24 protein-coding genes are annotated in these 25,916 nt (G+C 68.8%); 7 read left to right on the top strand and 17 right to left on the bottom strand.

Going from position 1 to position 25,916, the window contains the following annotated elements; translation table 11 throughout:
• Positions 1-2 precede the first annotated feature (2 nt).
• The gene (locus ACYSM9_RS11315) at positions 3-1,202 is read left to right on the top strand and encodes a TerC family protein (RefSeq protein ID WP_461857053.1); all 1,200 of its coding nucleotides are present in this window, start codon (positions 3-5) and stop codon (positions 1,200-1,202) included.
• A gap of 14 nt (positions 1,203-1,216) precedes the next feature.
• Here ACYSM9_RS11315 and eda read toward each other — a convergent pair whose 3' ends face one another.
• From eda to ACYSM9_RS11285, 6 genes are all read right to left on the bottom strand, one after another.
• A complete protein-coding gene (gene eda, locus ACYSM9_RS11310; RefSeq protein ID WP_461857052.1) occupies positions 1,217-1,843 on the bottom strand; it encodes a bifunctional 4-hydroxy-2-oxoglutarate aldolase/2-dehydro-3-deoxy-phosphogluconate aldolase in 627 nt (208 codons plus the stop codon).
• The gene (locus ACYSM9_RS11305; RefSeq protein WP_461857107.1) at positions 1,836-3,227 is read right to left on the bottom strand and encodes a mannitol dehydrogenase family protein; all 1,392 of its coding nucleotides are present in this window, start codon (positions 3,225-3,227) and stop codon (positions 1,836-1,838) included. Before ACYSM9_RS11305 ends, eda begins: the two co-directional genes overlap by 8 nt.
• 74 nt (positions 3,228-3,301) lie before the next feature.
• Positions 3,302-4,261 (bottom strand): sugar kinase, encoded by a 960-nt coding sequence (locus ACYSM9_RS11300; protein ID WP_461857051.1) that lies wholly within the window; start codon positions 4,259-4,261, stop codon positions 3,302-3,304.
• Positions 4,258-5,469: a D-mannonate dehydratase ManD gene (gene manD / locus ACYSM9_RS11295; RefSeq protein ID WP_461857050.1), complete on the bottom strand. Its 1,212-nt coding sequence runs from the start codon at positions 5,467-5,469 to the stop codon at positions 4,258-4,260. The genes ACYSM9_RS11300 and manD overlap by 4 nt, the downstream gene beginning before the upstream one ends.
• Before the next feature lie 91 nt (positions 5,470-5,560).
• Positions 5,561-6,583, bottom strand: a complete 1,023-nt coding sequence (locus ACYSM9_RS11290; RefSeq protein ID WP_461857049.1) for an L-idonate 5-dehydrogenase — start codon at positions 6,581-6,583, stop codon at positions 5,561-5,563.
• Entirely contained in the window at positions 6,580-7,974 is a 1,395-nt protein-coding gene (locus ACYSM9_RS11285; protein ID WP_461857048.1) for an MFS transporter, read from the bottom strand. Before ACYSM9_RS11285 ends, ACYSM9_RS11290 begins: the two co-directional genes overlap by 4 nt.
• 191 nt (positions 7,975-8,165) lie before the next feature.
• Here ACYSM9_RS11285 and ACYSM9_RS11280 point away from each other — a divergent pair, with 191 nt between their 5' ends.
• Positions 8,166-8,891, top strand: coding sequence for a GntR family transcriptional regulator (locus ACYSM9_RS11280; RefSeq protein ID WP_461857047.1), 726 nt, complete (start codon positions 8,166-8,168; stop codon positions 8,889-8,891).
• A 91-nt stretch (positions 8,892-8,982) separates the two neighbouring features.
• Here ACYSM9_RS11280 and ACYSM9_RS11275 read toward each other — a convergent pair whose 3' ends face one another.
• Positions 8,983-9,246, bottom strand: coding sequence for a hypothetical protein (locus ACYSM9_RS11275; protein ID WP_461857046.1), 264 nt, complete (start codon positions 9,244-9,246; stop codon positions 8,983-8,985).
• Positions 9,247-9,593: 347 nt separating this feature from the next.
• Between ACYSM9_RS11275 and ACYSM9_RS11270 the strand changes: the two genes are divergently transcribed.
• Positions 9,594-13,226 carry a TM0106 family RecB-like putative nuclease gene (locus ACYSM9_RS11270; RefSeq protein WP_461857045.1) on the top strand — a complete coding sequence of 1,211 codons (3,633 nt, stop codon included), beginning with the start codon at positions 9,594-9,596 and terminating at the stop codon, positions 13,224-13,226.
• Positions 13,227-13,238: 12 nt separating this feature from the next.
• Here ACYSM9_RS11270 and ACYSM9_RS11265 read toward each other — a convergent pair whose 3' ends face one another.
• From ACYSM9_RS11265 to ACYSM9_RS11255, 3 genes are all read right to left on the bottom strand, one after another.
• Positions 13,239-13,568, bottom strand: coding sequence for an acylphosphatase (locus ACYSM9_RS11265; protein ID WP_461857044.1), 330 nt, complete (start codon positions 13,566-13,568; stop codon positions 13,239-13,241).
• A gap of 100 nt (positions 13,569-13,668) precedes the next feature.
• Entirely contained in the window at positions 13,669-14,592 is a 924-nt protein-coding gene (locus ACYSM9_RS11260) for a pullulanase X25 domain-containing protein (RefSeq protein ID WP_461857043.1), read from the bottom strand.
• Between the two features lie 263 nt (positions 14,593-14,855).
• Positions 14,856-15,917 carry an adenosine deaminase gene (locus ACYSM9_RS11255; protein WP_461857042.1) on the bottom strand — a complete coding sequence of 354 codons (1,062 nt, stop codon included), beginning with the start codon at positions 15,915-15,917 and terminating at the stop codon, positions 14,856-14,858.
• A gap of 233 nt (positions 15,918-16,150) precedes the next feature.
• Between ACYSM9_RS11255 and ACYSM9_RS11250 the strand changes: the two genes are divergently transcribed.
• Positions 16,151-16,792, top strand: coding sequence for a transglycosylase family protein (locus ACYSM9_RS11250; RefSeq protein WP_461857041.1), 642 nt, complete (start codon positions 16,151-16,153; stop codon positions 16,790-16,792).
• Between the two features lie 141 nt (positions 16,793-16,933).
• On the opposite strand, the gene ACYSM9_RS11245 is transcribed toward ACYSM9_RS11250, so the two are convergent.
• The gene (locus ACYSM9_RS11245) at positions 16,934-17,521 is read right to left on the bottom strand and encodes a hypothetical protein (protein WP_461857040.1); all 588 of its coding nucleotides are present in this window, start codon (positions 17,519-17,521) and stop codon (positions 16,934-16,936) included.
• 156 nt (positions 17,522-17,677) lie between these two features.
• Between ACYSM9_RS11245 and ACYSM9_RS11240 the strand changes: the two genes are divergently transcribed.
• The 3 genes from ACYSM9_RS11240 to ACYSM9_RS11230 all read left to right on the top strand — a co-directional run bounded on the left by ACYSM9_RS11240 (position 17,678) and on the right by ACYSM9_RS11230 (position 20,426).
• On the top strand, positions 17,678-18,592 hold the full coding sequence (locus tag ACYSM9_RS11240; RefSeq protein WP_461857039.1) for an MSMEG_6728 family protein: 915 nt from the start codon (positions 17,678-17,680) through the stop codon (positions 18,590-18,592).
• Between the two features lie 3 nt (positions 18,593-18,595).
• Positions 18,596-19,456: an NAD-dependent epimerase/dehydratase family protein gene (locus ACYSM9_RS11235; protein WP_461857038.1), complete on the top strand. Its 861-nt coding sequence runs from the start codon at positions 18,596-18,598 to the stop codon at positions 19,454-19,456.
• 160 nt (positions 19,457-19,616) lie between these two features.
• Positions 19,617-20,426, top strand: a complete 810-nt coding sequence (locus ACYSM9_RS11230) for a glycoside hydrolase family 16 protein (RefSeq protein WP_461857037.1) — start codon at positions 19,617-19,619, stop codon at positions 20,424-20,426.
• Here the strand turns inward: ACYSM9_RS11230 and ACYSM9_RS11225 are convergent.
• The 6 genes from ACYSM9_RS11225 to ACYSM9_RS11200 are packed head-to-tail and all read right to left on the bottom strand — an operon-like array spanning position 20,423 to position 25,910.
• Positions 20,423-21,481 (bottom strand): hypothetical protein, encoded by a 1,059-nt coding sequence (locus ACYSM9_RS11225; protein ID WP_461857036.1) that lies wholly within the window; start codon positions 21,479-21,481, stop codon positions 20,423-20,425. The two genes, ACYSM9_RS11230 and ACYSM9_RS11225, sit on opposite strands and share 4 nt — an antisense overlap.
• Entirely contained in the window at positions 21,478-21,684 is a 207-nt protein-coding gene (locus ACYSM9_RS11220; RefSeq protein ID WP_461857035.1) for a hypothetical protein, read from the bottom strand. Before ACYSM9_RS11220 ends, ACYSM9_RS11225 begins: the two co-directional genes overlap by 4 nt.
• Entirely contained in the window at positions 21,681-22,016 is a 336-nt protein-coding gene (locus tag ACYSM9_RS11215; RefSeq protein ID WP_461857034.1) for a hypothetical protein, read from the bottom strand. Before ACYSM9_RS11215 ends, ACYSM9_RS11220 begins: the two co-directional genes overlap by 4 nt.
• Positions 22,013-23,821 (bottom strand): glycosyltransferase, encoded by a 1,809-nt coding sequence (locus ACYSM9_RS11210; protein ID WP_461857033.1) that lies wholly within the window; start codon positions 23,819-23,821, stop codon positions 22,013-22,015. Before ACYSM9_RS11210 ends, ACYSM9_RS11215 begins: the two co-directional genes overlap by 4 nt.
• Positions 23,818-25,077, bottom strand: a complete 1,260-nt coding sequence (locus ACYSM9_RS11205; protein WP_461857032.1) for a polysaccharide biosynthesis protein — start codon at positions 25,075-25,077, stop codon at positions 23,818-23,820. The genes ACYSM9_RS11210 and ACYSM9_RS11205 overlap by 4 nt, the downstream gene beginning before the upstream one ends.
• 20 nt (positions 25,078-25,097) lie before the next feature.
• Positions 25,098-25,910, bottom strand: a complete 813-nt coding sequence (locus ACYSM9_RS11200; protein ID WP_461857031.1) for a glycosyltransferase — start codon at positions 25,908-25,910, stop codon at positions 25,098-25,100.
• Positions 25,911-25,916: the final 6 nt, after the last annotated feature.

Raw genomic sequence — 25,916 nt, 5'->3', positions numbered from 1 at the left:
GCGTGGAAGTACCTGCCCTTGCCTGGACCCTGACCATTGCGGGAATCGTGGGGCTGCTGGCCTTCGATTTCTTCTTCCACGTCCGCAAGGCCCACACGCCATCCCTCAAGGAGTCCGCCACCTGGTCCGCGATCTACGTGGGCATCGCGCTGGTGTTTGGACTCGGGGTGCTCATATTCGGCGGCCCCACCATGGGCACGGAGTACTTCGCCGGCTACGTCACGGAGAAGGCCCTGTCCGTGGACAACCTGTTCGTGTTCCTGATCATCATGGCCAGCTTCAAGGTGCCCCGCGCGGACCAGCAGAAGGTGCTGCTGTTCGGCATCGTGTTCTCCCTGATCGCCCGGACCGCGTTCATCTTCCTGGGCGCTGCGCTGATCAACAGCTTCGCCTGGGTGTTCTATATCTTCGGGCTCATCCTGCTGGTCACCGCCGGCAACCTGCTTAAGCCGGACAGCCACGACGACGACTCCGATGGCCTGGTGGTCCGGCTCGCCAGGAAGTTCCTGCCCGCCTCGCAGCACTACGACGGCGACAAGCTGTTCACCGTCGAAAACGGCAAGCGGGTGCTGACGCCGATGCTGCTGGTGATGGTGGCCATCGGCGGCACGGACATCCTGTTCGCCCTCGACTCGATCCCGGCGATCTTCGGCCTGACCCAGAACGTCTTCATCGTCTTCACAGCCACGGCGTTCTCCCTGATGGGCCTGCGGCAGCTCTTCTTCCTGATCGACGGCCTGCTGGACCGCCTGATCTTCCTCTCCTACGGCCTGGCCGTGATCCTGGGCTTCATCGGCGTGAAACTGATCCTTCACGCCCTCCACGAGAACACGCTGCCGTTCATCAACGACGGCAAGCACGTCAACGTGGTGGAAGTCAGCACCGGACTCTCGCTCAGCGTGATCCTGGGGGTCCTGCTGGTCACCATCCTGGCGTCCGTCTTCAGCCCCAAGGGCAAGGCCAAGAACGCGGTCTCCGGTGCCCGCCGGCACGCCACCGAGTACCTTGACCTCAACTACGAGACGGACATGGCGGAGCGGGACAAGATCTTCACCAAGATGGTCCGCGAGGAGGAGCAGATCCGGAAGCTTCCCGAGAAGTACAAGCGGCTGATCCGGCACGAAAGCGAGTTCCTGGAACTGCTCCGCAACGCCCACACCGAGCATGACAAGGCCCAGGTGCGGGCGGACGCCCAGGCATGACCTAGTTGGGGGGCTTACCGCTGGAGGGCCGCCGCGCCGGAGGCCAGGTCCGTGATGCGGGCCCAGTCCTTGGCCGCGACGGCGTCTGCCGGGGTGAGCCAGCTGCCGCCCACGCAGGCCACGTTGGGCAGCGCCAGGTAGTCCGGCGCGGTGGCCAGGCTGATGCCGCCGGTGGGGCAGAACTGCACGTGCGGGATGGGTGCGCCGATGGCCGCCAGGTACTTCGGGCCACCGGCGGGGCCGGCAGGGAAGAACTTCATGGCGTCCAGGCCGGCCTCCAGGACGGCCATCACCTCGCCCACCGTGGCGACGCCGGGAAGCACCGGGACCTCCAGCGACAGCATGGAGGTGAGCAGGGCGGGCGTGACGCCGGGGCTGACCAGGAACTTCGCCCCGGCCTGCACGGCGGCATCGGCCTGCGCCGGGGTGAGGATGGTGCCGGCACCCACCAGGATGTCCGGCACCTCCTCGGCGATGAGCTTCAGGGAGGTCAGCGCGGACCCGGTCCGGAGGGTCAGTTCGATGATCTTCACGCCGCCGGCCACCAGCGCGCGGGCCAGGGGCACGGCGTCCTGTGGGTCGTCGATGGTGACCACCGGGATGACCGGTGAAACGTTCAGGACGGCGGACGCGTCAGCCATGGTTGATCTCATTTCCCGGGCCGGTCAGCCCGTTGTCGATGGTGCCGCTGTCGAAGGTGCGGTACCAGTGCAGGAGCAGGTTGCGGAATTCTTCGTGCCCGGCCAGGTCCGGGCCAAAAACGGCCCTGAAGCCAAGCAGTGCGGGCACCACGGTGTCCGCCGTGCGGGTTTCCGGAAGGGCAGCCTGCAGCTCCTTTGCCAGGGGATCGTCCAGGTCCGCCTCCGGGGTGGTGGCCACATGGTGCATCCAGGCGGCGACGGCGAGCGCGGCCCACCGTGGTTCGCGGCCGGCGTCGAGCGTTCCGCGGATGGTGGGAAGCAGGCGCAGGCCGATCTTCTGGGAACCGTCGCTGCCAACCTTGGCGGTGGTGTGGCCCAGGGCGGGATTTGCGAACCTGCGGAGGACTTCTTCGCAGTACCGCTCCCCTTCCAGCTCCGCGGGCAGGGTGATGCTGGGCAGGGCTTCCTCCAGCATCATGCGCCGGCAGGCGGTGCGGAACGCGTCGACTCCGACGGCGTCGCTGATGGTTTCCTTGCCGGCGGCCAGGCCCAGGTAGGCCAGCATCGAGTGGCTGGCGTTGAGGAGCCGCAGCTTGGCGGATTCCCACGCGGCGACGTCGGTGCTGAAGAGGGCGCCGGCGTCTTCCCAGCGGGGCCGTCCGGCGGCGAAGGTGTCCTCGATGACCCACTGTTTGAAGGGTTCGGCCACCACGGCGGCTTCGTCCCGCAGGCCGAGTCCGCGTTCGACGGCGCCAAGGTCGCCGTCGGTGGTGGCGGGCACCATCCGGTCCACCATGGTGGAGGGGAAGGCTGTGTTGGCATCGATCCAGGCCAGCAGGTCATCACCCTCGGGTGCCGGCAGCGCGGACGCGAAGCCGCGGACGAGCGTCCGGGTGAGTTCGCCGTTGCCGGGCAGGTTGTCGCAGGACACCACGGTGACGGGCCCGGCGCCGGTCCGGGCGCGTTGCTGCAGGCCCCGCGCGATCTGTCCGATCGCCGTCAGCGGCGCCTGCCCGCCGAGGTCCGCCTGGATGTCCGGGTCGGCCAGGTCAAGGGTGCCGGTGCGCGGATCGAACCGGTAGCCCTTTTCCGTGATGGTGAGGGTGACGATCTTCGTGGCAGGTGCGGCGATCCGTTCCACCACCAGGTCCGGGGTGTCCCTGCCGGAGATGGCCTCGACGATGCTGGAGACGATGCGTGCCGGAGCTGCGCCGTCACCGCGTTCGGCCACGGTGAAGAGCCCGTCCTGCGGCGCCAGCTGACGCGCGACCGTGTCCGAGCGCTGGGTGACCCCGACAATCCCCCACCCAAAATCGCCGGTGGACAGCATGGCGTCCTCGGTGAAGACGGCGGTGTGGGCTCGGGCGAAGGCCCCGAGACCCAGGTGGACGATGCCTGGCTGGAGCTTGTCGGGGCGCAGCCGCGGCTGCCGGCCGGTGGCCGCCAGGCTGGTACGGCTCAGGCGTTCGATGGCACTGTTCCCTCCAGGAAGGTCCCGGCCGCGTGGGCCCGGGTCTGTTCGAACGTGGGAATGAAGCCGGTGCCGCCCTTGCCGCCCACCACCAATGACGACGCCGCCGCACCGTAGCGGGCCGCCGTCGGGAAGTCGTCCCCGAGCACCAGGCGTGCTGTCAGGGTGCCGACGAAGGCGTCGCCTGCACCGGTCTGGTCCACCACGGCAGGTGCCGGGATGGCCGGGACCCAGGCGGAGATGCCGTCCGCTTCGAGTTGCACGCCCTTGGCGCCGCAGGTGACGGCGACGTTGGCGGCGCCCAGGGAGCGCAGTCGTGCGGCCGCGTCTTCGGCCGAGGAAACGCCCAGCAGGGCGCTGGTTTCGCCGGGGAAGGATGGCGTGACCAGGAAGGCCTGCGGCGCGAGTTCGGTGAGTGCCGCCGCCGCGTCTTCCGCCGTAGTGAGGCGGGGGCGGTAGTTCGGATCGTAAACAAACCGCTTGGCCAGGCCCGCGGCTTTGACGACGGCGGCGCGTGCCGTCGTCGAAATTGCGCAGGCGATGCCGCCCGCCACCACGGCGCCGGCCCCGGCGAAAACGTCCGGGTCGACGTCGTCCGGGCCCAGAGTGGAGCCGACGCTGCGGGAACGTGCGTAGGAGAACTCGCGTTCGCCGTCGGGGTCGCTGTGGACCAGGTAGACGCCCTGCTGGCCGCGGCGGAACTTCAGGAGCGCGGTAGAGATGCCCAGTTCGTCGATCCGGGCAGCGATGGCCTGGCCCAGGTCGTCGTCGGTCAGTACGGACAGCAGCCCCACCCTGGCGCCCGCTGCGGCGGCGGCCGCGGCGACGTTGAGGGCGTCGCCGGAGATGCCCAGCTGCGCCGGGACGCCGTGGGCGAAGGGCAGGTCGGTGGCGACCTCGACGAGGATCTCCCCCATCACCACCACGTCGAAAGCTGAAGTGTTCACCAGTCGTGCACCGATCCGTCGAGGCGCCGGTTCACCGGCAGGTACTTGGGGTCGAAGGGGAACCGAGTGGCGGCTTCCTCGTTGAACTCTACGCCCAGGCCCGGTGCGTCGCCGGGGTGCATGTAGCCGTCGTTGAAGGAGTAGGAGGTGGTGAAGACCTCGCCCGCCGGGTCGCGGTGGCCCATGTATTCCTGGATGCCGAAGTTGGGAATGGACATGTCCACGTGGAGCGCTGCGGCGAACGAGACCGGGGAAAGGTCCCCGGCGCCGTGCGAGCCGGAGCGGACGCCGTACAGGTCCGCAAGCGAGAATATCCGCCGCAGGTGGGTGATGCCGCCGGCGTGCGAGACGGACGTGCGGATGTAGTCGATAAGGCGCTCGGTAATCAGCTGCTGGCAATCCCAGATGGAGTTGAACACCTCACCGACGGCGATGGGCGTGGTGGTGTGCTGGCGGATCAGCCGGAACGCGGACTGGTCCTCGGCCGGCGTCGGATCCTCGATCCAGAACGGCCGGTACTGCTCCAGCGAAGCACCCAGCCGGCCTGCCTCAATGGGCGTCAGCCGGTGGTGGACGTCGTGCAGAACGTGGACGCCGTACCCGAATTCATCCCTGACGTGGGCCATCATTCTGGGCGCGAAGTCCAGGTAGGCGGTGGTTTCCCAGGCGTCTTCCTGCGGCACGTTGCCGCTGGCCGGCTCGTACAACTTTCCGTCCACCGGCGCGATGCCGTAGGTCTTATCCAGGCCGGGGACTGCGGCCTGGGCCCGGATGGCCTTGTAGCCGAGGTCCAGGTGGTGCTGGAAATCCGCGCTGAGGTCCTCCAGGGTGGAGCCGCTGGCGTGCCCGTACACCATCACCCCCTCGCGGGCGGCGCCGCCGAGGAGTTCGTAGACGGGCATGCCGGCTGCCTTGCCCTTGATGTCCCACAGCGCGACGTCGATCGCGGCGATCGCCGTCATCGTCACCGGGCCGCGGCGCCAGTAGGCGCCCTTGTAGAAGTACTGCCAGGCGTCCTCGATCCGGCGCGCGTCGCGGCCGATCAGCAGCGGGCAGAGGTGCTCGGAGAGGTACGACGCCACCGCCAGTTCGCGGCCGTTCAAGGTGGCGTCGCCAATGCCGGTGATGCCGTCCTCGGTTTCAATAACGAGCGTCACGTAATTCCGTCCGGGCGACGAAACCACAACCCGTGCGTCGGTGATCTTCACTGGGAGTCCTTCAAATGGTGGATGTGCAATGTAGGTCGCAGTAGATGTCGTTTTGAGCCCTCAAAACGACATCTACTGCTAGTTAGTTGGGTCAGGAGAGGCGGAGCATGACCTTGCTGCTGCCGGCGGCCGGGTCCGCGGCGGTCCGCATGGCGTCCTCCGCGTCATCGATGCCGAAGGTGTGGGTGATGACGGGCGAGACGTCCAGGCCGTGGGCCATGGCCTGCAGCGCATCGGTGATCTCGTCGACGAACCGGTAGGAACCGATCCAGGTGATCTCCCGGGTGACGAGGTCGCCCAGTGCGGAGGCCGCGGGCGCGCCGGGCAGGTTGCCCACCTGGACGATGGTGCCGCCGCGGGCCGTGGCCCGCAGGACGCTGCCCAGCACCGCCGGGATGCCGGTGGCCTCGAAGACCAGTTCCACGTCCGCCGGGAGTGGGTTGTGTGAAACGTTCAGGACCTCGTCGGCGCCCATCGCCCTGGCAATCCGCAGCGACGCGTCGCTGATGTCGGTGGCGGTGATGCTCCTGGCCCCGGCGTACCTGGCCCCCGCGACCACCAGCGAACCGATGGGTCCGGCCCCGTTGACCAGGATGTCGCGCCCTGCCAGGCCTCCCGCCCGGCCCACGGCGTGCATGGCGACGGCGAGCGGTTCGGCCAGTGCCCCGCGGAGGGTGTCCACGCCGTCGGGCAGCGGACGGACCTGGAATGCCTTGGCGAGCTTGCGTTCGCTGAAGCCGCCGTCGGTGTGCGGGTCGAAGGCCGCCGAGCCGAAGTAGCGGATCTGCGGGTACAGGTTGGTGCGTCCGCGCAGGCGTTCCGGCATGGTGCCGTCCCCCACCAGTTCGGCCGGGTGCACCGTCACGGGCTGTCCCACTTCGAGGTGGTCGACGCCGGCACCGAGCGCTGCGATCCGGCCCGCCACCTCGTGCCCGAGGACGAGCGGTGACGTCAGCGCGGCCGTCCCCGACGCTCCGTGGCGCCAGTACGAAAGGTCGCTGCCGCAGATGCCGCCCCATTCGACGTCGAGCACTACTTCCCCGGGCCCGGCTGCCGGCTCGGGGCGTTCGTCGATGCGCAGGTCGTTGGCGCCGTGGACGACGACCGCTTTCATACGGCGTCCTCGAGGCGGACCATGTCGCGGCCGCGGACCTCGGGGCCGACGGCGGCGGAGACCAGGGTGATCAGCGAGTAGCCGATGAGCATGGCGGCCAGCGGCCACCAATGCCCGGTGACGGCGGTAAGGGTGGCTGCCAGGATGGGGCCGATGGCGGTGGCCAGGATGCCGCCGATTTCCTTGGCCAGGGCCAGCTGGGTGAAGCGGGTGCGGGCGCCGAAGAACTCGGCCATGGTGACGCTTTCCATGGCGAACAGACCCAGGACGCCGAGGTTCAGGCCGATCACCATGGCGATGGTGATGACGGCGGCATTGCCGCTGGTGATCATCAGCATCATCGGGACGGCGTACACGGCGGTCAGGGCGCTCAGCACCAGGTACAGCGGGCGGCGGCCGAAGCGGTCACCGAGGAGCCCGACCACGGGGATGGTGATGAAGCCGAGCAGGGAGCCGTACATGATGGCGTTGGTGCCCACGGTCTTGTCGGTGAGCAGCACGGTGGCCAGGTAGCCCACCAGGAAGGTCTGCACCAGGCCGGAGTTGCCGGCCTGGCCGAAGCGCAGGCCCAGTGCGATGAGGAACGACTTGCCCTTCTTCTGGTGCAGGGCGGCCTCGATGGTGCTGGTGCCGGAGAGTTCGGGGGTCTTGGCGGCGGTCTTGATCTTGTCCCGGGTGAGCGCGACACCGTCCACGACGTCGGCGCGCTGTTCGAAGACGGGGCTTTCCTTGATGGAGCGGCGGATCCAGACGGCGAAGATCATGATCACGAAGCTGGCCAGGAACGGAATGCGCCAGCCCCAGCTCAGCAGGTCTTCCTGGGAGAGCGATGCGACCAGGATGGCCCACAGCGCCGAGGCGCCGAGGGTGCCGGAGTTGGTGCCCAGGCACACCAGGGAGGAGATGATGCCGCGGCGGCGGGCGGAGGCGAACTCGGCCAGCATCACGGTGGCTCCGGCGATTTCCGCGCCGGCGCCGAAGCCCTGGATGAGCCGCAGGGCCACCAGCAGGATGGGGGCCCAGATGCCGATCATGGCATAGGTGGGAAGGACGCCGATCAGGGTGGTGGAGGCGCCCATCAGGGCGATGGTGATGTAGAGGACCTTCTTGCGGCCGATCCGGTCGCCCATGCGGCCGAAGTACACGGCCCCGAACAGGCGGGCCACGTAGCCCACGCCGTACGTGGCCATGGCGGCAATCAGGCCGATGACCGGGCTGACATCCGGGAAGAAGATCTTGTTGAAGACAATGGCCGCCGCCAGGGAATACAGCTGGAAGTCCATGAATTCCATGGCGGTGCCGAGCCAGCCGGAGACGGCCACCTTGGCGAGGTCGCGGGTGGTGCGGGCCTCGGCCTGGCTGCTGGTGGGCGGCGCAATGCTTTCGGTCATCAGTTGCTCCTTTGCAGGTGATGCTGTGGATGGGGACGTTGGAGGACGTTGGAGGGGAGGTGGTCAGCGGGAAAGCTGTGGGCTGCCCGGTCCGGGCCCTCAGGGTCGGCGCAGAGTGAGCGGCAGCACGTCGATTTCTACTACCATACAAGCACTACCATTCTAGTGTGTCAACCAGTTAGACTGATCGCATGGCAACGGACAAAAGAGGCGCCTCCCCCCGGCTTTCGGTGCGCGACCAGACCCTTGAGACGCTGCGGCGGCGGATCATTTCGCTGCAGCTGCCCCCCGGTGAGCCGTTGTCGGAAAACGAACTGGCGCAGGAACTGGGCGTCAGCCGGACGCCGGTGCGCGAGAGCCTCATCCTGCTCCGGGAGGAAGGGCTGGTCCAGGTCTTCCCGCAGATCGGCTCGTTCGTCTCCCTCGTGGACCTAGGCCGTGTTTCCGAGGCACAGTTCGTCCGCGAGGCCATCGAATGCGCTTCGCTGCGGGACCTGGCGGTGGACAGTGCGGGCATCGGCGGCCTGCGGGACATCCTCCGGGCCCAGTCGGACGCCGACGCCCGCGGCGACGTGGAGGAATTCTTCCGCCTGGACGAAGACTTCCACCGCGAACTCCTGCGCCTGGCCGGCCACGAATCGGCCTGGGCTGCGGTCAACTCCGCCAAGGCGCACCTGGACCGGGCCCGCCGGATGAGCCTTCTGGACACCAGGCCCGTGTCCACCCTGATCGAGCAGCACACCGCCGTGGTTGACGCGCTGGAAGCCAACAACCTCTCCGGTGCGGACAGCAGCCTGCGGCTCCATCTCCGCGCCGTCTTCGAGGACGTGCAGCGGATCCAGGAAGCCACGCCCGAGCTGTTTTCCGACGGCGCGGCACGCCGTCCTTCCCGCCGCAGCGTCGCGCGCCTGACCTAGCCGCATCCCGGGCAGGCGTACGACGGCGGGAGGTCCCGCCGTCGTACGCCTGCCGTGTTCCGGGGCGGCTTGTGGCGCCCGGGGCTACTCATCAATCGGGAAAGCACGCTTTCAGGGAACCCTCATGCAGCCGGGCTCCCTCCTGGACGAACTGCCCGAAATTGGGCGCATCCTCGTCCTCGGCCAGGTCCTTGAAGTAGTTCACGTCAAGCTCCCCCGCCTGCGCCTGGGTGGAAACAATGATGCCGACGCAGCTCGCGCCGTCGTTGGCGGCCTGTGCCGGGGTGACCCCGGCGGCAAAAATAGACAGCCCGGCAAGGCTGGCAACGGCGATGCGGCGAAGATGGATGCTCATGGTTGGAACCTCTTCTGGAATGGGGGAATAACCGCCGGCTGCCGGCGTTGGCAAGGCCCCCGCCCGCAGCCGATAGGGCCGGTTCGTTGCCCCCAGGTCGCAGACCCACACGCGGCGCCGGAATGGGACGGGCGCCTGCACCTGCCGGCCAGACGCTGTGGCGGCTGCCCGCAGTCACAGGGTACTGCGGGGTTGCGCCGGCGTCCACGAAAGATCCTGCCGTGGGCGTGCGGCAGCTCCGGATGGTCCGCGACGTCTTTTGTCGGTGCCCCTTGCTAGGTTTGAAGAAGCTGTTCACCAGGGCAGGCGGAACAGTCCGCCGGCCCGGAAATTGTTGGGGAGGCCCTGTGTTCCTGATCGAAGCTGACGGCCCCGGAACGCCGCCGGACCTGGTCTTTTCGGCCAGCGACCTCGTGGCCGCCAGCGAGTGCGAGTACCGCACGCTGCGGATCCTGGACGAAAAGCTGGGCCGCGCCGCGAAGGCGGAGTTTCCCGCCGACGAGATGAAGGTCCGGGCAGGCGAACTCGGCGACCGGCACGAACAGGCCGTCCTGGCCAGCCTGGTGGCCAGGTACGGCGGGTGGGACGCCAGCCGCGGCACGGGGGTCTACTCGCTGGAACGCGGCCAGCCCCTGCGCGGGGAACTCCAGGCCAAGCATGCGGAAACCGAGCTGGCCCTGCGCTCGGGCGCCGATGTGGTCTTCCAGGCCACGTTCTTCGACGGCGAGTTCCTGGGCTACGCGGACTTCCTGGTCAACGAAGCCGCCGGGACAGGAAACCCTGGCCGCTACGAGGTATGGGACACCAAGCTCGCCCGGCACGCCAAGGTGGGTGCCCTGCTGCAGCTCGCGGCGTACGGCGACCAGCTGCTGGCGATGGGACTTGAGCCCTCCCCCGTCGTCACGCTGGTCCTGGGCACCCGCGCCGGGGAGGACTGGCTCCGCAGCCACCATTCCCTGCCGGACCTGCTGCCCGTCTTCCGCGACCGGCGCCGTCGCTTCCGCGAGCTGACGGCCGGCCACCGCGCGGGCGACGCCGCCGTACAGTGGCAGCAGCCCGGCCTCGTGCACTGTGGCCGGTGCGACTACTGCGCCGAACAGGTGCAACTGCACCGGGACCTGCTGATGGTGGCCGGCATGTCCGTGGTCCAGCGGCGGAAGCTGCAGGCAGCGAACATCACCACGATCGACGAACTGGCGGCCATGCCGGCCGGTGAAGCCCATGATGCGGTGGTGCGGCTGCGCGCGCAGGCGCGGATGCAGCTTGGCCTGGACGGGGCCGCGGGATCCCGGACCTTCACCAAGGACGGCTCACCCCACACCGTCTCCTACACTGTCCTCCCGGAACACACCATCGGGTCGCTGCCGGCACCCAGCGACGGCGATATCTTCTTCGATTTCGAGGGCGACCCGCTCTGGCAGGACCCGGCCACCGGCGCCTGGGGCATCGAGTATCTGTTCGGCGTCATCGAAGCCCCGGTCCCGCGGGACAGCACGCCTGTCTTCCGGCCTTTCTGGGCACACTCCCGGGCCGGTGAACGCCGGGCCTTCCTGGACTTCCTGGACTATGTGGAAAATCGCCGTGCCCGCTACCCGGACATGCACGTCTACCACTACGCGCCGTATGAAAAGACGGCGTTGAGGAACCTCTCCCTGGCCCACCAGGCCGGAGAGGACACCGTGGATGACTGGCTGCGGCAGGGCCTGCTGGTGGACCTGTACGCCACGGTGAAGCACTCGCTGCGCATCTCAGAGGCGTCCTACTCCATCAAGAAGCTGGAACCGCTGTACATGGGCGGCAACCTGCGGTCCGGGGACGTCAAGGACGCCGGCGCCTCCGTGGTGGCCTACGCGGCGTACTGCGCTGCCCGCGATGCCGGGCGCAGCGTGGACGCCGAAACGGTCCTGGCCTCCATCTCGGACTACAACCAGTACGACTGCCTGTCCACGCTGCGGCTGCGGGACTGGCTGCTGCAGATCACGCCCCCGGCCTCCGCGGATGCCGCGTCCGTACCGGGTGGGGCGGCGTTGGAAGCCCGGGCAGCGGTCCCCATGCCGGATCCTGCAGACAGCAAGGACCCGGAAGCGGTGGCGGAAACCCCGGAGGAACAGCGGCTGCGGGAGTACCTGGCCGGCCTGCCGGACAACCGGCCCTGGACCGATGACGAACGCGCCATCGCGATGGTGGCTGCGGCCACGGGCTACCACCGCCGGGAACGCAAGCAGTTCTGGTGGCAGCACTTCGACCGGGTGGAGGCACCCCTGGAGAGCTGGTCCGGGCAGCGGAACGTGTTCATGGTTGAATCGGCCGAGGTTTCTTCCGACTGGGCGCTGGCGAAGCCCACCGAGCGGATGCGTACGCGTGTGCTGCACCTCCGGGGCACCATGTCGGAAGGGTCCGATTTCCGTCCCGACTCCACGTGGTGCCGCTTGTACGATCCCCCGGCCCCCGACGGCATGGCGGCCCCAAACGCCGCGCCCAACGCCCGGGCGTACACCTTCAAGACACGTATCGACGCCGTCAGGCCGGCTCCGGACAATCCGGGACACACCGTCATTACTATCTCCGAGAAAGAGTCCAAAAAGGTCGCCGCGTACCCGCACGTGCCGGTTGCGCTGACCGAGGACCAGCCCCTGGCCACCGCCGGCATCGAGGCGGCCATCGCAGCGATAGCCCAAGCTGTCGGTTCCTCGGTGCCGTCCATTCCCTCCCAGCCGGCACTGGACATCCTGCGCAAGCTGCCGCCGCGTTTCCACTCCCTCCCGGGGCCGGCGGAAGTACGGCACGGCGACGGTGCCGCCGATTACGCGGGCGCCATCACCGAATCCGTCCGGGACCTCGACCGGTCCTACCTGGCCGTACAGGGCCCTCCAGGAACGGGAAAGACGTACGTTGGCGCCCACGTGATTGGCGCCCTCGTGGCGGAGGGGTGGAAGGTGGGCGTCGTGGGCCAGTCCCATAACGTCGTCGAAAACCTGCTCTGCTGCGCCATTGCCCGGGGCGGCGTGGACCCGTCCCGGGTGGCCAAGAAGCTGGCCGCGCCGCATGATGTGCCGTGGAAGGCAACAGCCGACGGCGACGTGTCCCGGCTGTTGTCCTCCCCCGGGGGTTGCCTGGTGGGCGGCACCGCCTGGACCATGACCGGCAAGGAGGTCCCCGCCGGGTCGCTGGACCTGCTGGTCATCGACGAGGCCGGCCAGTTCTCCCTGGCCAACACGCTCGCAGTCAGCCGGTCAGCGTCCAGGCTGCTCCTGCTCGGTGATCCGCAGCAGCTGCCCCAGGTGACGCAGGGAGCCCACCCGGAACCTGTGGATGAGTCCGCGCTGGGCTGGCTCGCGGCCGGGCACCCCACCCTGCCCGCGGCCCTGGGCTATTTCCTGGCCGACACCTGGCGGATGCACCCGGAGCTTTGCCGTGCGGTCTCCATCCTCAGCTACGAGGGCAAGCTTCAGGCCGCTCCCGCCGCCTCGCTGCGGGAGCTGGAAGGTGTGGCGCCCGGAGTTGAGACAGTGTTCGTGGGCCACAGCGGCAACGCCACGGCCTCCAAGGAAGAAGCGGACGAGGTGGTGCGCCAGGCCCGGCGCCATATCGGATTGAAGTGGAAAGCGGGGGCGGACACCGAGGCCAGGCCGCTGGAGCAGCAGGACCTGCTGGTCGTGGCTGCCTATAACGCCCAGGTCCACCTGGTCCGGAAGGCCCTGGCGGAGGCCGGCCTGCCGGACGTGCGCGTGGGCACCGTGGATAAGTTCCAGGGCCAGGAAGCACCGGTGGTCATCGTGTCCATGGCCTGTTCAGCCGTCGCGGAGGCGCCACGCGGGGCCGAGTTCCTGCTCAACAGGAACCGGATCAACGTGGCGGTGTCGCGCGGGCAGTGGCGGGCCGTCATCATCCGTTCCCCGGAACTGACCAGCTACATGCCGCACAAACCGGGCGCCCTTGAGGAGCTTGGGGCCTTTATCGGCCTCAGCTCCCGGGGGTAGTGCCGGCGGGTGTCAGTGCGCCCGGAAGCCGCGGAATTCACCCGAGGCTTCAGCCATCGAGGCTTCCACGCTGTCCACGCGGCCCGGCGTGCGGCCGGAGTTAAGCCACTCGAGGAGTTGGCGCACCTTCGGCTCGGGCCCCTCGGCCACCACGGATACCGAACCGTCGTCCAGGTTCCTTACCTCGCCGGACAATCCAAGGTCCTCGGCCTGGCCCATGGTCCAGAAGCGGAAACCCACCGCCTGCACCATCCCATGGACGCGGGCCTGCAGCCGGACACTCTCCGGCGCCTGGCCATCCGGCGCTGAATCATCCGGTGCCGGACCTGCATGCCTGCCCATGGCGGGCCTCCTCGGGAAGATGGCCCCCAACCGGGTAGCAGTAGATGCCGTTATGGGCGCCCAAAACGACAGTTACTGCGACCCAGTTGGGATGCGCCGCCTAGTTGATGGTGATGTCGCGGGTGGCGTGGTTGTAGCGGATGGTGACCGTGCCGCCACCGTGGTGCAGTTCGTGGTTGGGGCCATCGAACGCGCCGAACGCGCCGTAGTTCTCAGTCCAGGAGCGGTTCAGGGCAATCTTGAACGTGTAGAAGCCGGCCGGCAGGTCCGCGCTCTTCTTCCATTGCTGGTCCAGGAAGTCGAATTCCATCTGGGCTTCGTCGTACTGCGGAGCCCAGTTTTCCGGGGCGCCCAGGATGGTGTTGAAATCGCCGGCGACAGCAACGGCTTCGGGCTGCGGGTGGGTCTCGACGTCCGGGCCCTCGAACGGCTCGGCCGGCGCAGCGGCTTCGACGTCAGCCTTCTTCGCCGGCGCCTTGCGGGTGCGGACGGCCTTCACCACAGGTTCGACGGCGTCTTCAAGCGCCTTCGCCGCCTTGCCCACGGCCGCGGCAGCCTTCTTCGCGGGAGCCTTCTTGGCAGGCTTCTTAGCCGCGGCCTCGGCGGCTGCCGGCACGGCAGCGGCCGGCTCCGCGAACTTGCGGACGAACCCGGCGGGCGCGGTGGGAACCGGGGTGTCCGCAGGTACCGGAGTGCCGGCGTCGAGGGCGGTGGCGAAGGAAACCGCGTCCGGGAAGGCCACCGTGGCACGCATGCCGTCATCGGTGATGGTCCAGCCGGAACGGCCCTTGACCAGCCAGCCTGCCTTGACCAGCTTGGCGGTGGCCGAGGTGAGGGTCTTGTGGCCGCGGGGGATGCCGCCGCTGAGGAGTTCGGCCTCGTGCTCGTTGAACGGCACGCGGGCGGTTGCTTCCGCGAGGACCTGGCCCGCGTTCAGTGCATCGCCGGACCACACGCCTTCGGTCAGGACATCCAGGACGGTCTTGAGTCGAAGGAACGTGTTTTCTGCGGTGGACTTGGCCATGATTCCCCTTTTATGAAAGCGATCGGTCTTAGGCATCATGCCAACTGCCGATTAAATCGCGCGACTTTAATTGGTTAACTCTGTGTGTCGTGACCGACTGTGAAGCGGATTACGCCGCAAGTGAGGCGGAGGTCTCAGGTAAGGGCTGTCTGCATAACCCTCAAAGCGCTGACATGGGTGCTGCCCTGCACTCCCCCGGACACGCCTGCGGCACACAGTTTACCGGGCCGCAGGCAGTGGTGTTGCGCCTGACACATTGGCGGTCAGGGGGCCACTTCCCGGCCGTTCAGTTCCGCCAGCAGCTCGGCCTTCCGCTCCTCGGTCGCGAAGGACGAGTGGATGGAGTTGGCGGCCAGGCGGGCCTTGTCGAAGTCGGAAAGATCGAATACCGCGGCCAGCTGGGCGAAGTTGTCATCCACGTAGCCGCCGAAGTAGGCAGGATCGTCCGAATTGACGGAAACGTTCAGCCCGGCGGCCAGCATGGCGGGCAGCGGGTGGTCGGCAAGCGTGTCCACGGCGCGCAGGCGGACGTTGGACAGAGGGCAGACAGTCAGCGGAATCCGGGCGTCGACGAGGCGCTCCACCAGCTCGGGGTCCTCCATGCAGCGGATGCCGTGGTCGATGCGCTCGACGCCCAGGATGTCCAGGGCCTCTGTGATGTAGGACGCCGGGCCCTCCTCCCCCGCGTGCGCCGTCAGCCGCAGGCCTGCTTCGCGCGCCTTGGCGTAGAGCCGTTCAAATTTGGCGGGCGGGTTTCCCACCTCGGCCGAGTCCAGTCCGATGGCACCGATGGGCGCGTTCATGGCCAGCAGCTGGCCGAAGACTTCCAGCGCCGAGTCCTCCGGAAGGTCACGCAGGAACGCGGCGATCAGCAGGGTGGAGATGCCGTAGTCCTCCTGGGACGTGGCCAGCACGGAGGCCACGCCGTTGACGCACACGTCCAGGGGGATGCCGCGGGAGAGGTGCGCCTGCGGGTCCATCATGATTTCGGCGTGCCGTACCCCGGCCGCTGCGGCGCGTTGGAGGTAGTCGCGGGTCATGTCGGCAAAGTCCTGCTCCGTGCGCAGTACCGCCATGTTCGCGTAGTAGAGGTCCAGGAAGGACTGCAGGTCCGTGAACTCATACTTTTCCCGGAGTTCGTCCAGGCCCGAGTAGGGCAGGGCGACGCCGTTGCGCTCCGCCAGGGCAAAAATCAGTTCGGGCTGCAGCGTGCCTTCGATGTGCAGGTGCAGTTCAGCCACGGGGAGTGGGTTGGCAGGGACCGCGGGTTCCGCGATGTCCGCTTCGGTTTCGGGCATGGTGCTGCCGCCGGCAAAGTTGTCCATCCGGTCAGGATAGTCCAACACGCCGGGCCGGTTTCGATTTGATAACGCCAAGGTGATGTCCTAGCGTGAAAAGCATGCCCGCACGGCGGGCTCATTGATTGCCAGGTGCTGCCTTCACCAGAACTGCCCAGCGGCAGCCACCGACATTGACCTCTATTCGTCAGGGGCGGGCAGTGGCGCGACGATCTCCGGGGACGGAACCAGCGCTGGTGGCCTTCAGGAGCATCACCACCATGAAAAACACCAAATTCCGTACTGCCGCGCGCCGCGGAGTCACCCTGGCTGCCGTCTCAGCGGCGGGTCTGGCGCTTTCAGCCACCGCGGCCAACGCAGCAACCCCCACCTCCACCTGGGATGCCCTGGCGCAGTGCGAAAGCGGTGGCAACTGGTCCACCAACACCGGCAACGGCTTCTCCGGCGGCCTGCAGTTCACCTCCAGCACGTGGGCCGCCTATGGCGGCACCGGCTCTCCGGCGGATGCCAGCCGGGATCAGCAGATCGCCGTGGCGGAGCGGGTCCAGGCCTCCCAGGGCTGGGGAGCGTGGCCGTCCTGCGCGTCCCAGCTCGGCCTCAGCGGCGGGGGCGGCGCGCCCGTGCAGAGCGCGCCCATCCAGAGTGCACCGGTACAGAACGCGGCCGCACAAAACGTCCAGGTCCAGAGCGCACCGGCCCAGCAGGCTCCGGCGCCGCGGCACGCCACGTCCGTCCCGGTCAGTGGCGAGACCTATACGCTGCAGGCCGGCGATACGCTGAGCATCGTTGCCCAGAAGCTCGGCATCGAGGGCGGCTGGCAGCACCTGGCCGACGCCAACCTGGACACCATTCCGGATCCGAACCTCGTCTTCGAGGGACAGGTCATCCAGCTTCCCGCGTAACAGCAGCGGCACGTGCCGCACCGCCTCCCAAGGCGACACAGGCAGGTCGGCGATAGACAAATTCCGTCGACCAAACGACGACGCCGGCACACCCCCAGAAGGGATGTGCCGGCGTCGTTCTTTTAATCCAGGAAGCCTGGCTTAGCTGGCGGGCAGCTCGCGGACGATCCGCACCTTCCAGGCGTGCTCATCGCTGGTGTCCAGGAGGGCGACCGTGCCGTGGGCCAGGTTCAGCGCGACCCGCTTGACGGCCAGCAGCTCCAGGTAGAGATGCTCGTTCATGCGGCTGGGGGTGTCGATCATGTACTTCACGGCGTCGCGTACCTTGCGGTAGTTGGCGCTGCGTTCACGGTGCATGTGCAGTTCCAGGGCGGAGCGCTGCTTGAGCCGCGGCTCGTGCCGGTTCAGCAGCGTCACGGCGGTGTGGACTGCGACGACCAGGGTGAGCGAAACGCCGTAGATCCACCATCCGCTGGAGAGCAGGAACAGGGGCAGGTTGCCGATGGCAACGAGGGCGATCACCACGCGCAGGGCTGCGATGCGGCGCACGGTCCGGGCGACGGCGGCCACGCCGTCGCGGAAGCGGTGCTGCTCCTTGCGCGCGGCTGCAGGGTCAATGGTGAACTCGTCGAGGACCAGGATGCCCTTCGCTTCCGGCCCGAGCATCTGCCCGTAGCGGGGCTGTGCGGGGCGGGTGCTGGCGAGGGTCTTTTCAGGAGTTGATGTCATGAGAGAGCTTCCAAAACGCGGGGGTGGTTGCGGAGATCTTAGTGGTTTAACCTGGAAGCCGTATGCAGGCGTCCATTATTTGGACACCACCCGTGCCTCTGTGTGGCCCCCTGCACAGCAATTGGTACTTCCGCCCGGTGCCGTCAGACTGAGTAGATGCAAACCTTCCTCCCGTACCCCGATTTCCGGCAAAGCGCCGCCGCCCTGGACACCGCACGGCTGGGCAAGCAGCGGGTTGAAGCCCTGCAGGCGCTGCGTGCCCTGGTGATCCCCGGGTACGGCTGGCAGACCCACCCGGCGATCCGGATGTGGATGGGACACGTCCCGGCCCTGACCATGTACGGGCTGGCCATGGTGGACGAATGGCTCGAACGGGGCCATCCGGACAACACGCGGGCCAACATCCTGGAGTTCGCGCCGCAGGCCGCCCATCCCGATTACGCCGCCAAAATCATCCTGCCGCCGTGGCTGGGCGATCCGGACTTCCACCTGAGCCACCGTTCCAAGCTGGTGCACAAGGAACCGAAGTTCTACACCCGGGTCTTTCCCGACGCCATTCCGGAGATGGACTACGTCTGGCCCGAGCCCCGGCATGAGTTCCTTCCGCAGGAACCCGAGGGCGAGATCCTGTGGATCCTCCGCGACCCGCATGACGACGTCGATGCCCGGTCGCTGGACACGGTGGCGCTTCCGCCGGTCAACCGCAGCGCCGCTGCCGCGGTGTCCGCCGGCGACGACGGCTACACCCCCGTCTACATCGAGGACGGTTCCAGGCGCCCCTCGCGGGCCCCGAAGAAGGCACCGCCGAGGCCCCAGGAGAAGAAACCCACCCGCAAGCGGCTGGCGCAGGAGGAGGCCTTCCGGACCCTCCCCGGCAAGACCCCGGTGGCGGTGCCGCTGGAGCGCGGGGCCAAGTTCGCGGTGGGCCACGTTCTGGGGCGCCCCATTACGCTTAAGGACGGCCGGTTCGGCCGGAACTTCGAAGTCACCGAAATCATCGACCGGTCAGCCTTTGCCTACCCTGCCCTCCTGCAGGACCCCCGGGTGTTCTTCCCCGTCGAGGCCCCGTAGCCCATGACTGTCCTTCTTGCCGGCTGCGGCGACCTCGGGACCGAGGCCGGCCTGCGGTTCGCCGCCCGGGGCCACCGGGTGGTGGGCTGGCGCCGTTCCCCCGCAAAACTGCCGGCCGCGATCGACGGGGCCGCGGCTGACCTGGGATCGCCCGACCTGCCGCCAGTCCCGGAGGATACCACCGCCGTCGTTATTGCCGTAGCCGCCGACGCACCCAGCGAGGAGGCGTACCGGACGGCGTACCTGCGCGGCGTCACCAACGTCCTGGACGCGCTGGAGCGTGACGGCGTGGCGCCCGGACGCGTCCTGTTCGTCTCCTCGACGGCGGTGTACGGCGACGCCGGCGGGGGCTGGGTGGATGAAGCCACGCCGGCGCAGCCGGGCGGCTTTTCCGGCCGGATCCTAATGGAGGCCGAAGAGCTGCTCCGCGGCCGGCTCGCGGGGACAGGGACGTCGGCGGTGTCGCTGCGGCTCGGCGGAATCTACGGGCCCGGCAGGACCCGGCTGATCGACCAGGTACGCACTGGTTCCGCCGTCATCCCCCGTGAGGTCCGCTACACCAACCGGATCCACCGCGACGATGCCGCGGCCGCCATCGTCCACCTCGCCACCATGGCCGCCGTCCCGGCACCGGCCTACGTCGGTGTGGACGACGACCCCGCCGACCTCGGCACCGTACTCCGGTTCCTTGCCGCGGAGATGGGCCTCGGGGAACCGCCGGTGGGCGACGCCGGGCCGGCCCGTGGCGGCAACAAGCGCTGCCGTAATGGCCTGCTCCGGGGCACGGGTTTCAGCTTCGCCTTTCCGTCCTTCCGCGAGGGGTACCGGGACATCCTGGCCGGCAACGGTGTGCGCCACCCGTAGGCGTCCCCCTATCTGTCGAGGGGGGCGAAAGCCCCGGCTCCGGCGTCACGGTCTGCAGTAGAGTGCCCTTATCGTGCAGACATCCAGGCGCCATCTGGTGGTGCGCCCCCTCGTTGCGGCAGTCGTGTTGTCGGTCCTGGCATACGGCTTAGCCAGCTGCGTGTCCGACACAACGCCGGCCCGGAGCGCTGCCGTGGAAGGGCCGGCGGCTCCGACCGTCAACTCCCCCAGCGGCGAAGCCATGCCCGTGGGCAACCTGCCCGGCTGGACCCAGGTCTTTACGGAGGACTTTGCCAGCGGGAACGTGCCGGTGGGCGGCTTCCCCGGCGCCCCCTACGGCCCGAAGTGGAGCGCCAACTACGCGGACGGCACACCGGACACCGCCGCCCAGCTGCACCAGTCGCGGTCCGGCTACTACCCGTCGAAGGTCCTCAGTGTCAGCGACGGCGTCCTGGACATGTACCTGCACTCCGAAAACGGCGTGTCGATGGGGGCCGCCCCGGCACCCAAGCTCACGGAAACCGGTGAGCGCCCCTACAACAGCCAGCTGTACGGGCGGTACTCGGTGCGGTTCCGGGCAGACTCCCTGGAAGGGTTCAAGGCGGCATGGCTGCTCTGGCCGGACAGCAAACACTGGCCGGAGGACGGCGAAATCGACTTCCCGGAAGGGGACCTGGCTGCATCGATCTACGCCGCCGTGCACGGCACGGACAGTTCCGACGGCGGCGCGGCCGACGTCTTCCACACGGCGTTTTCCTTCACGTCCTGGCACACCGCCACCACCGAGTGGAGTCCCGGGCGGGTTGAGTTCTTCCTCGATGGCAGCTCGATAGGCGTCAGCACCGCAGCCGTCCCGGACACGCCGATGCATTTCATGCTGCAGACGGAGTCCTGCCTCCCGGCGTGTCCGGACCCGGGAATTAGCGGCCACCTGTACGTGGACTGGGTGGCCATCTGGAAGAAGGGCTAGCCGCGCAGGCCGTCCGGGCGCCAGTACCGCAGGCCGCCGCTGGTGGACCCGTCGCGCGCCACCTTGATCACCGCGTAAGGGAAGACTCCCCGGTCCCGCTGGTCCGGCCCGTGGCCGCGCACGTCCGAACACCATGTGCCCGTGTTGATGTAACGGGTGCGGCAGCCGTCGAGCGGCGATTCGAGGGCCCGGTGGGTGTGCGCCGACACGTACCAGGCCACCGACGATCCATGCGCCTTGAGGGTTCGTGCGACCCGCCCGGCCGCGGCAGGGGCCTCCTCGCCGGCGATGCTCCGCCCGGCGGCCGCCAGCATCATGCGGGTGGCGGCGACCGGGAGCGCCGAAACCGTCCGGAACCGGGACAGGCGCGCCAGCTCCCGGACGGCCGTCCCGTCGAGCGCCAGTTTCCGCGACTCTGTCTGCAGCAGCTCACGGTACGCGGAGCCCCGGACGCGCAGTTCCCCCAGCTCGGATGCCACGCAGGCCCGGGCAACCTCCCCGGCACGGCTCAGCGGCGACCTGGCCGGATGCGCATGCCAGGCGGCGAGGGGCGGCAGTTCCAGCCCGTCGGTGCCGCTAACCGCCGTGCGGAGCACCTCGGGCAGCCGGTGCAGCGAATGATGCTGGTGCCCGTGCTCGGCCACCAGCACGTGCGGCACGTGCAGCAGCCAGGGATGCACCCGGACCCGTGCCGGGTCCCGGGGTGAGAGCAGCGTTGCCAGGCGTGCGGCCACCGACGGCCGCGCCAGCTCCACGTCGTGGTTGCCGCACACGAAGTGCAGTTCCACGCCGCGGGCTGCGCATTCCTCCAGCGCCCAGAATGTCTCGAGGTGGCGGCCCAGGATGGACTCGAGCCGGCCCAGGCTTTCGTCCTCGCCGTACCTCACCAGTTCGAACGTGTCGCCGACGAACACCACGTGCTTCCGCCGGCCGGCGGCCGGCAGGACCTTGCGGCGCAGGAACTCCGGCAGCACCTTGCCCGGGTCCCGGGGGTCGTCGTCGGACATTCCCAGGTGTAGATCGCTGACCAGCCACCAGCGGGCCGCGCTGCTCATGAGAGCAGTCCGATCACGCGTGGCAGGAAGAGGAGCAGGTAGGTCGCCCACATGATAGCGACCGCCCTGTGGCTCAGCATCCGGCCGGCGAGCCCCGACGGTGTGGCCTGGCCGGCATCCGGGCCGACGCGCCGCAGTTCCAGGGTGACCAGGGCGACGAGGAGAACGGCAGCAGCCAGCAGCCCTGCCACGTTGATGATCATGTTTCCTCCTGCCGGGCGCGCTCCAGGCACGCCAGGATGGTTATGACGGACATCGCGACGACGCATGCCTGCCAGGACCACACCGCGAGGTAGAACATCGCGGTGGACACGGCCGTGAGCATGGCGAGGCCGAGGACGGGGACGAGCAGTGCGCCGAAGGCCCGGTCGGCCACGTGCAAAAGCCGCGCCACCGCCTGGCCGGGAAGCAGGACAAGGACGACGGCGGCGGCGAGCGCCTGCACCGGCGCCGGCAGTCCGATGAGGGTCACCACGGACAGCACGACGGCGGCAAGCCCGACTGCCAGGGTCACCCGGCTGACGCGGCCGTTCATGGCGCCACCTCGGGCGCTGCCACCTCGAAAGGGGCCAGCCGGTACACGCGCGCGTCATCGTTGCTGAACACGAGCTGCACGGTGTCCTGGGTGCGCAGCCACTGCTCGAACTCATCGAAGCCCTGCTCGGTAATGTCGCCCTGGAGCACCAGGCTCGCCTCCGACGACCGCGTCAGCAGGATCAGCCCGCCGGCGGGATTGTGCCGGGCATAGTCGTAGACCAGCGGCCCGCACGTCGCCACGGCAAGGCCGGACTTGCACAGGTCATCGACGGTCCGGTAGCGGTGGTCGACGTACCCCTCGTTGCGCCACGGCGTGGGATGCGCTGCCGAGATGACCGCCGAGCCCTCGGGTGCCAGGCGCTGCACAGCCTTGACGGCGGCCAGCTCGTTGTCGGTGAAGACGTCGTACCGGGCGTTGCCGAACCGGCCCGTCACCGTCATCACGGCCAGCAGGCAACAGCAGACGGCAAGGGCACCCGCGGCCAGGAAGGACGGACGTGCGCCGCCGCGCGCGGGAAGCAGGACCGAACTGGCCTGCATGGCGATGAAGGGCAGCGCGAACAACGAAACGCGGATCAGCATCTCCCCGCCGTACGACTGCGTGGGGAAAAGCAGGGGCGGGGTGACGGCGAGGAGGACCACCCTGAGGTCCAGGCGCTTCCTGCGCCAGTCCCACACCGCACCTGCCAGGGCGAGCAGCCACAGGACGACGGTAAGGAGCATCCGCACCTGCACCACCAGCAGGTGGCCGGGGGTGCCGATGACACGGTCGACGATGTTGGCCTGGGTCGCGGCCTGGAGTCCTGCATCCGCCAGTGGCGGGTGGCCGTCCAGGTAGGCGCTCGCGGGATAGGCGAGCCAAAGCGCCAGCACGACGGCGATAATCAGTGGCAGCCGTCCGGGCCAGACCCGTCCGCTGAGGGTAAGCGCCGTGACGGCGATGAGCACCATGAAGGGGGTCAGCTGGTGGCTCGCGCTGATGACCACGACCAGCAGGAGGGTCACCACGAGTGCGCTGAGCCGGCGTGCGGGCTGCGTTTCGACGGGTGTGCGGCCCCGCCACCATGCGGCCAGCTCGGCTCGTTTGAAGCCGCGGAAGGCTGGCGGCTGTGCTCCGAGCGGGCCGATGACCAGTGCCAGGACGACGAGGTAGAGGAAGAGTCCGAAGGCCTGGGGTGAGAGGTAATCCTGGTCCTGCCAGTTTCCGAGGCAGAAAATCCAGAGCACGAGCCAGCGCCGCCGGGGATCGGCGGTCAGCTGGCGTACCAGCACACCGAGGGCTGCCAGCCACAGCCCCATGTCCACCACGGGCGCCCAGAGGGCAAAGGACACGGGGTCGATCCCGGTTGCCTTCAGCAGCGTGGCGAGGAGGGCGAAGAAGCCGGGCCAGTTGAAGTATGCGTCGATGTCAGGGTTGATGTCCTGGGTGCTGGCCAGGGCGTCGGCGATGCCGAGGTGGCGGAACGCAACCTCGCCCCGGGGTATGTCGGTGACGAAGATTGCCGTGCCGAACAGCATGAGCACCAGCACGGCGAGGAGCCAGATCATGACAGGCCGGCTCGCCGGGCCGGCCGTACCGCCGCGCAGCGCCACAACGAAGGCGAGGTTCAGGAGGACCACCCCGGCCCAGAACGGGTACGGCAGCACGGCGACGAGTCCAAGGTCGCTGTTGATGGGCACGGACACCGTGGAAGCGGCCCAGACGCCAAGCGCCAGGGCAGCGGCTCCGGCCAGGGCGCACAGGATGTCACGGGACTTGACGCGGCCCCTGGGGCGGCTGGCTGTTTCGACCACGGTGATCATCGTGCCTCCAGCTTGATGCGCCGCAGGACGGCCAGCAGCCGCACGCCGACCGCCGCGGCGCCGATGGAAAGCACCACCAGCCAGGCGAGGGCCATGTTCGTGGCGCCCTTGTCGGCGGCCAGCAGGGCGGAGGTGCAGAGCGTTACGCCGAGCACCACACCCACCACGATCGGCTCCGCGTAGCGGCCGCGGGCCCGGTAGACGGCGTTGTAGGCCTGCAGGACCGCGTATGGCACCAGCCCGGCTGCCAGCAGTTGCAGGGCACCGGCCGACGAGTCGGCGTACTGGGTCCCGAGCAGGCTGAGCAGCGGCCGGGCGAGGAGCACCAGGACGGCGGCGGCGAGGCCTCCCACGGCGAGCGACCAGCGCAGGCTGGCCCAGGTGGTCGCCGCCAGGCGTTGGGGATCACGGACGCCCTCGGAGAACTGGACGATTCCCATCAGCACCGGCGCCGTGTACGCGGCCCAGGCCATCATCCATGCGGGATACCAGTAGGCGGCTGCCTCGGGCGCCACGGTGTGGGCGAGCAGGAGCGGCAGGACCAGCCCCGGGGCACGTTCGGTGAGGGTGAGGAGCTGGTTCGGGATGCCGACGGCCAGGAGCGGGCGGTCGCGCATCGAACGGAAGGACGGCCGCGGCCGGTAGCCCATCAGCCGCCGCAGCTGGATCGCGCCGATAACGCAGGCGACGGCGGAGCCGAGGGCCCAGCAGGCCATCAGCACGTCGGCGGGGGCCCCGTGCGCGAGCCAGGCGACGAGCGCCGCGGCACCGAGTGAGACGGCGCCACCCACCGTGTACCTCGACGTCGCGCTGGCGCCGCGTCCCAGGGCCACGAGGGCTTGGTCGAGCACGATCACCATGGTGCCGGTGACCGCGGCGACCAGGAATGTGAGCCAGAAGAGAACGGAAGTTGACGCCGTGTCCGGTGCCACGGCTGTCTGCAGGATGAGATAGCCGGCTGCCAGCACCGTGCCCGCGATCCCCACGGTGGCGAAGGCGGCGTCGAGGACCCGTGCGGGAGGTTCGCCGCGGCCCACCGAGACGATCACCGCGGAGCCGGCACCGAGCACTGCGAGCTGCGTGCAGATCATGACGGCCGCCACGGCGGCCGTGGTGAGGCCGACTTCACGGTCGGACGTGGCACGCGCTGCCACGATCCAGAAAGCGAACCCGGCGCCCGTCTGGGCGGCCTTGGCCAGGACGAGGCCCAGCGAGCTGCGCAGGGCGGAGTGCCGGACGCCCGAATCGTCCGTCACAGCCGCCCCGCGCGCGGCCCTCACGACGCGAGGCCCCTGGCCAGGCCGGCGTAGTTGTACCAGCAGAAGGCGGCGTAGTACTTGAGCCACCGGGGTTGGCCTTTAGCCAGGCTCAACGCGCTGCCGCGCACTGCCGCGGCGGCGGGCAGCAGCGCCAGCCTCGCGCCGCGCCAGCCGTGTTTGCGGATCATCCGGCCCAGTCCGGTTCCGTCCATGAGGAACTGGTCGAGCGCGAAGTCGAAGTCGTCTGCGGCGAAACGGTGTTCAACAAAGACCCGGCGCGACACCGCTGTGCGGAGTCCGGACTCCCGCATCCGCCAGCGCAGTTCGATGTCCTCGCCCGATTTGAACGAATCGTCGAACCCCATGCCGAGCATCAGTTCCCGGTCCACGATGGTGGCCACCAGTCCGAACCAGTTGCGGCTGCGTCCGGTGCGGTGGTGGTGTGCCAGGGCCTGCCCCCAGTATCCCGGGCCGCTTACGCTCTCCAGGCCGGCCTGGAGGGCGTCGTGGCCGTCCTCCACCAGTTCCTTGAGCAGGTCGGCTACGCCGGAGGGCCTGAACACGACGTCGGCATCGACCAGCAGCACCCATGGGGTGTTGCTGCTGCGCACCCCGAGGGTCCGCGCCCACGGCAGGCCCCTGCCCTCATCGCTGAGGACCCGGGCGCCGGCCGCGCGGGCGATGTCGACGGTGCCGTCGGTGGACAGTCCGTCCACGACGATGATTTCGGCGACACCGGACTGGCGCAGTGCCTCGAGGCAGCGCGGAAGCAGGCTTTCGGCGTTGCGCGCCGGAACGACCGCGGTGACCTCGACGGGGCTAGGTTCCATGGTGTC

Source organism: Arthrobacter sp. C152 (assembly GCF_054890965.1).
Note: the sequence above shows the minus strand (reverse complement) of the source record. Positions and strands in the feature narration are given on the sequence as shown.

Bases quoted from the DNA above. Each gene is read 5' to 3' on its own strand.
- eda (WP_461857052.1), bottom strand. From the start codon at position 1,843: ATGGCTGACGCGTCCGCCGTCCTGAACGTTTCACCGGTCATCCCGGTG.
- ACYSM9_RS11290 (WP_461857049.1), bottom strand. From the start codon at position 6,583: ATGAAAGCGGTCGTCGTCCACGGCGCCAACGACCTGCGCATCGACGAA.
- ACYSM9_RS11285 (WP_461857048.1), bottom strand. From the start codon at position 7,974: ATGACCGAAAGCATTGCGCCGCCCACCAGCAGCCAGGCCGAGGCCCGC.
- ACYSM9_RS11280 (WP_461857047.1), top strand. From the start codon at position 8,166: ATGGCAACGGACAAAAGAGGCGCCTCCCCCCGGCTTTCGGTGCGCGAC.
- ACYSM9_RS11275 (WP_461857046.1), bottom strand. From the start codon at position 9,246: ATGAGCATCCATCTTCGCCGCATCGCCGTTGCCAGCCTTGCCGGGCTG.
- ACYSM9_RS11265 (WP_461857044.1), bottom strand. From the start codon at position 13,568: ATGGGCAGGCATGCAGGTCCGGCACCGGATGATTCAGCGCCGGATGGC.
- ACYSM9_RS11260 (WP_461857043.1), bottom strand. From the start codon at position 14,592: ATGGCCAAGTCCACCGCAGAAAACACGTTCCTTCGACTCAAGACCGTC.
- ACYSM9_RS11255 (WP_461857042.1), bottom strand. From the start codon at position 15,917: ATGGACAACTTTGCCGGCGGCAGCACCATGCCCGAAACCGAAGCGGAC.
- ACYSM9_RS11250 (WP_461857041.1), top strand. From the start codon at position 16,151: ATGAAAAACACCAAATTCCGTACTGCCGCGCGCCGCGGAGTCACCCTG.
- ACYSM9_RS11245 (WP_461857040.1), bottom strand. From the start codon at position 17,521: ATGACATCAACTCCTGAAAAGACCCTCGCCAGCACCCGCCCCGCACAG.
- ACYSM9_RS11240 (WP_461857039.1), top strand. From the start codon at position 17,678: ATGCAAACCTTCCTCCCGTACCCCGATTTCCGGCAAAGCGCCGCCGCC.
- ACYSM9_RS11235 (WP_461857038.1), top strand. From the start codon at position 18,596: ATGACTGTCCTTCTTGCCGGCTGCGGCGACCTCGGGACCGAGGCCGGC.
- ACYSM9_RS11225 (WP_461857036.1), bottom strand. From the start codon at position 21,481: ATGAGCAGCGCGGCCCGCTGGTGGCTGGTCAGCGATCTACACCTGGGA.
- ACYSM9_RS11220 (WP_461857035.1), bottom strand. From the start codon at position 21,684: ATGATCATCAACGTGGCAGGGCTGCTGGCTGCTGCCGTTCTCCTCGTC.
- ACYSM9_RS11215 (WP_461857034.1), bottom strand. From the start codon at position 22,016: ATGAACGGCCGCGTCAGCCGGGTGACCCTGGCAGTCGGGCTTGCCGCC.
- ACYSM9_RS11210 (WP_461857033.1), bottom strand. From the start codon at position 23,821: ATGATCACCGTGGTCGAAACAGCCAGCCGCCCCAGGGGCCGCGTCAAG.
- ACYSM9_RS11200 (WP_461857031.1), bottom strand. From the start codon at position 25,910: ATGGAACCTAGCCCCGTCGAGGTCACCGCGGTCGTTCCGGCGCGCAAC.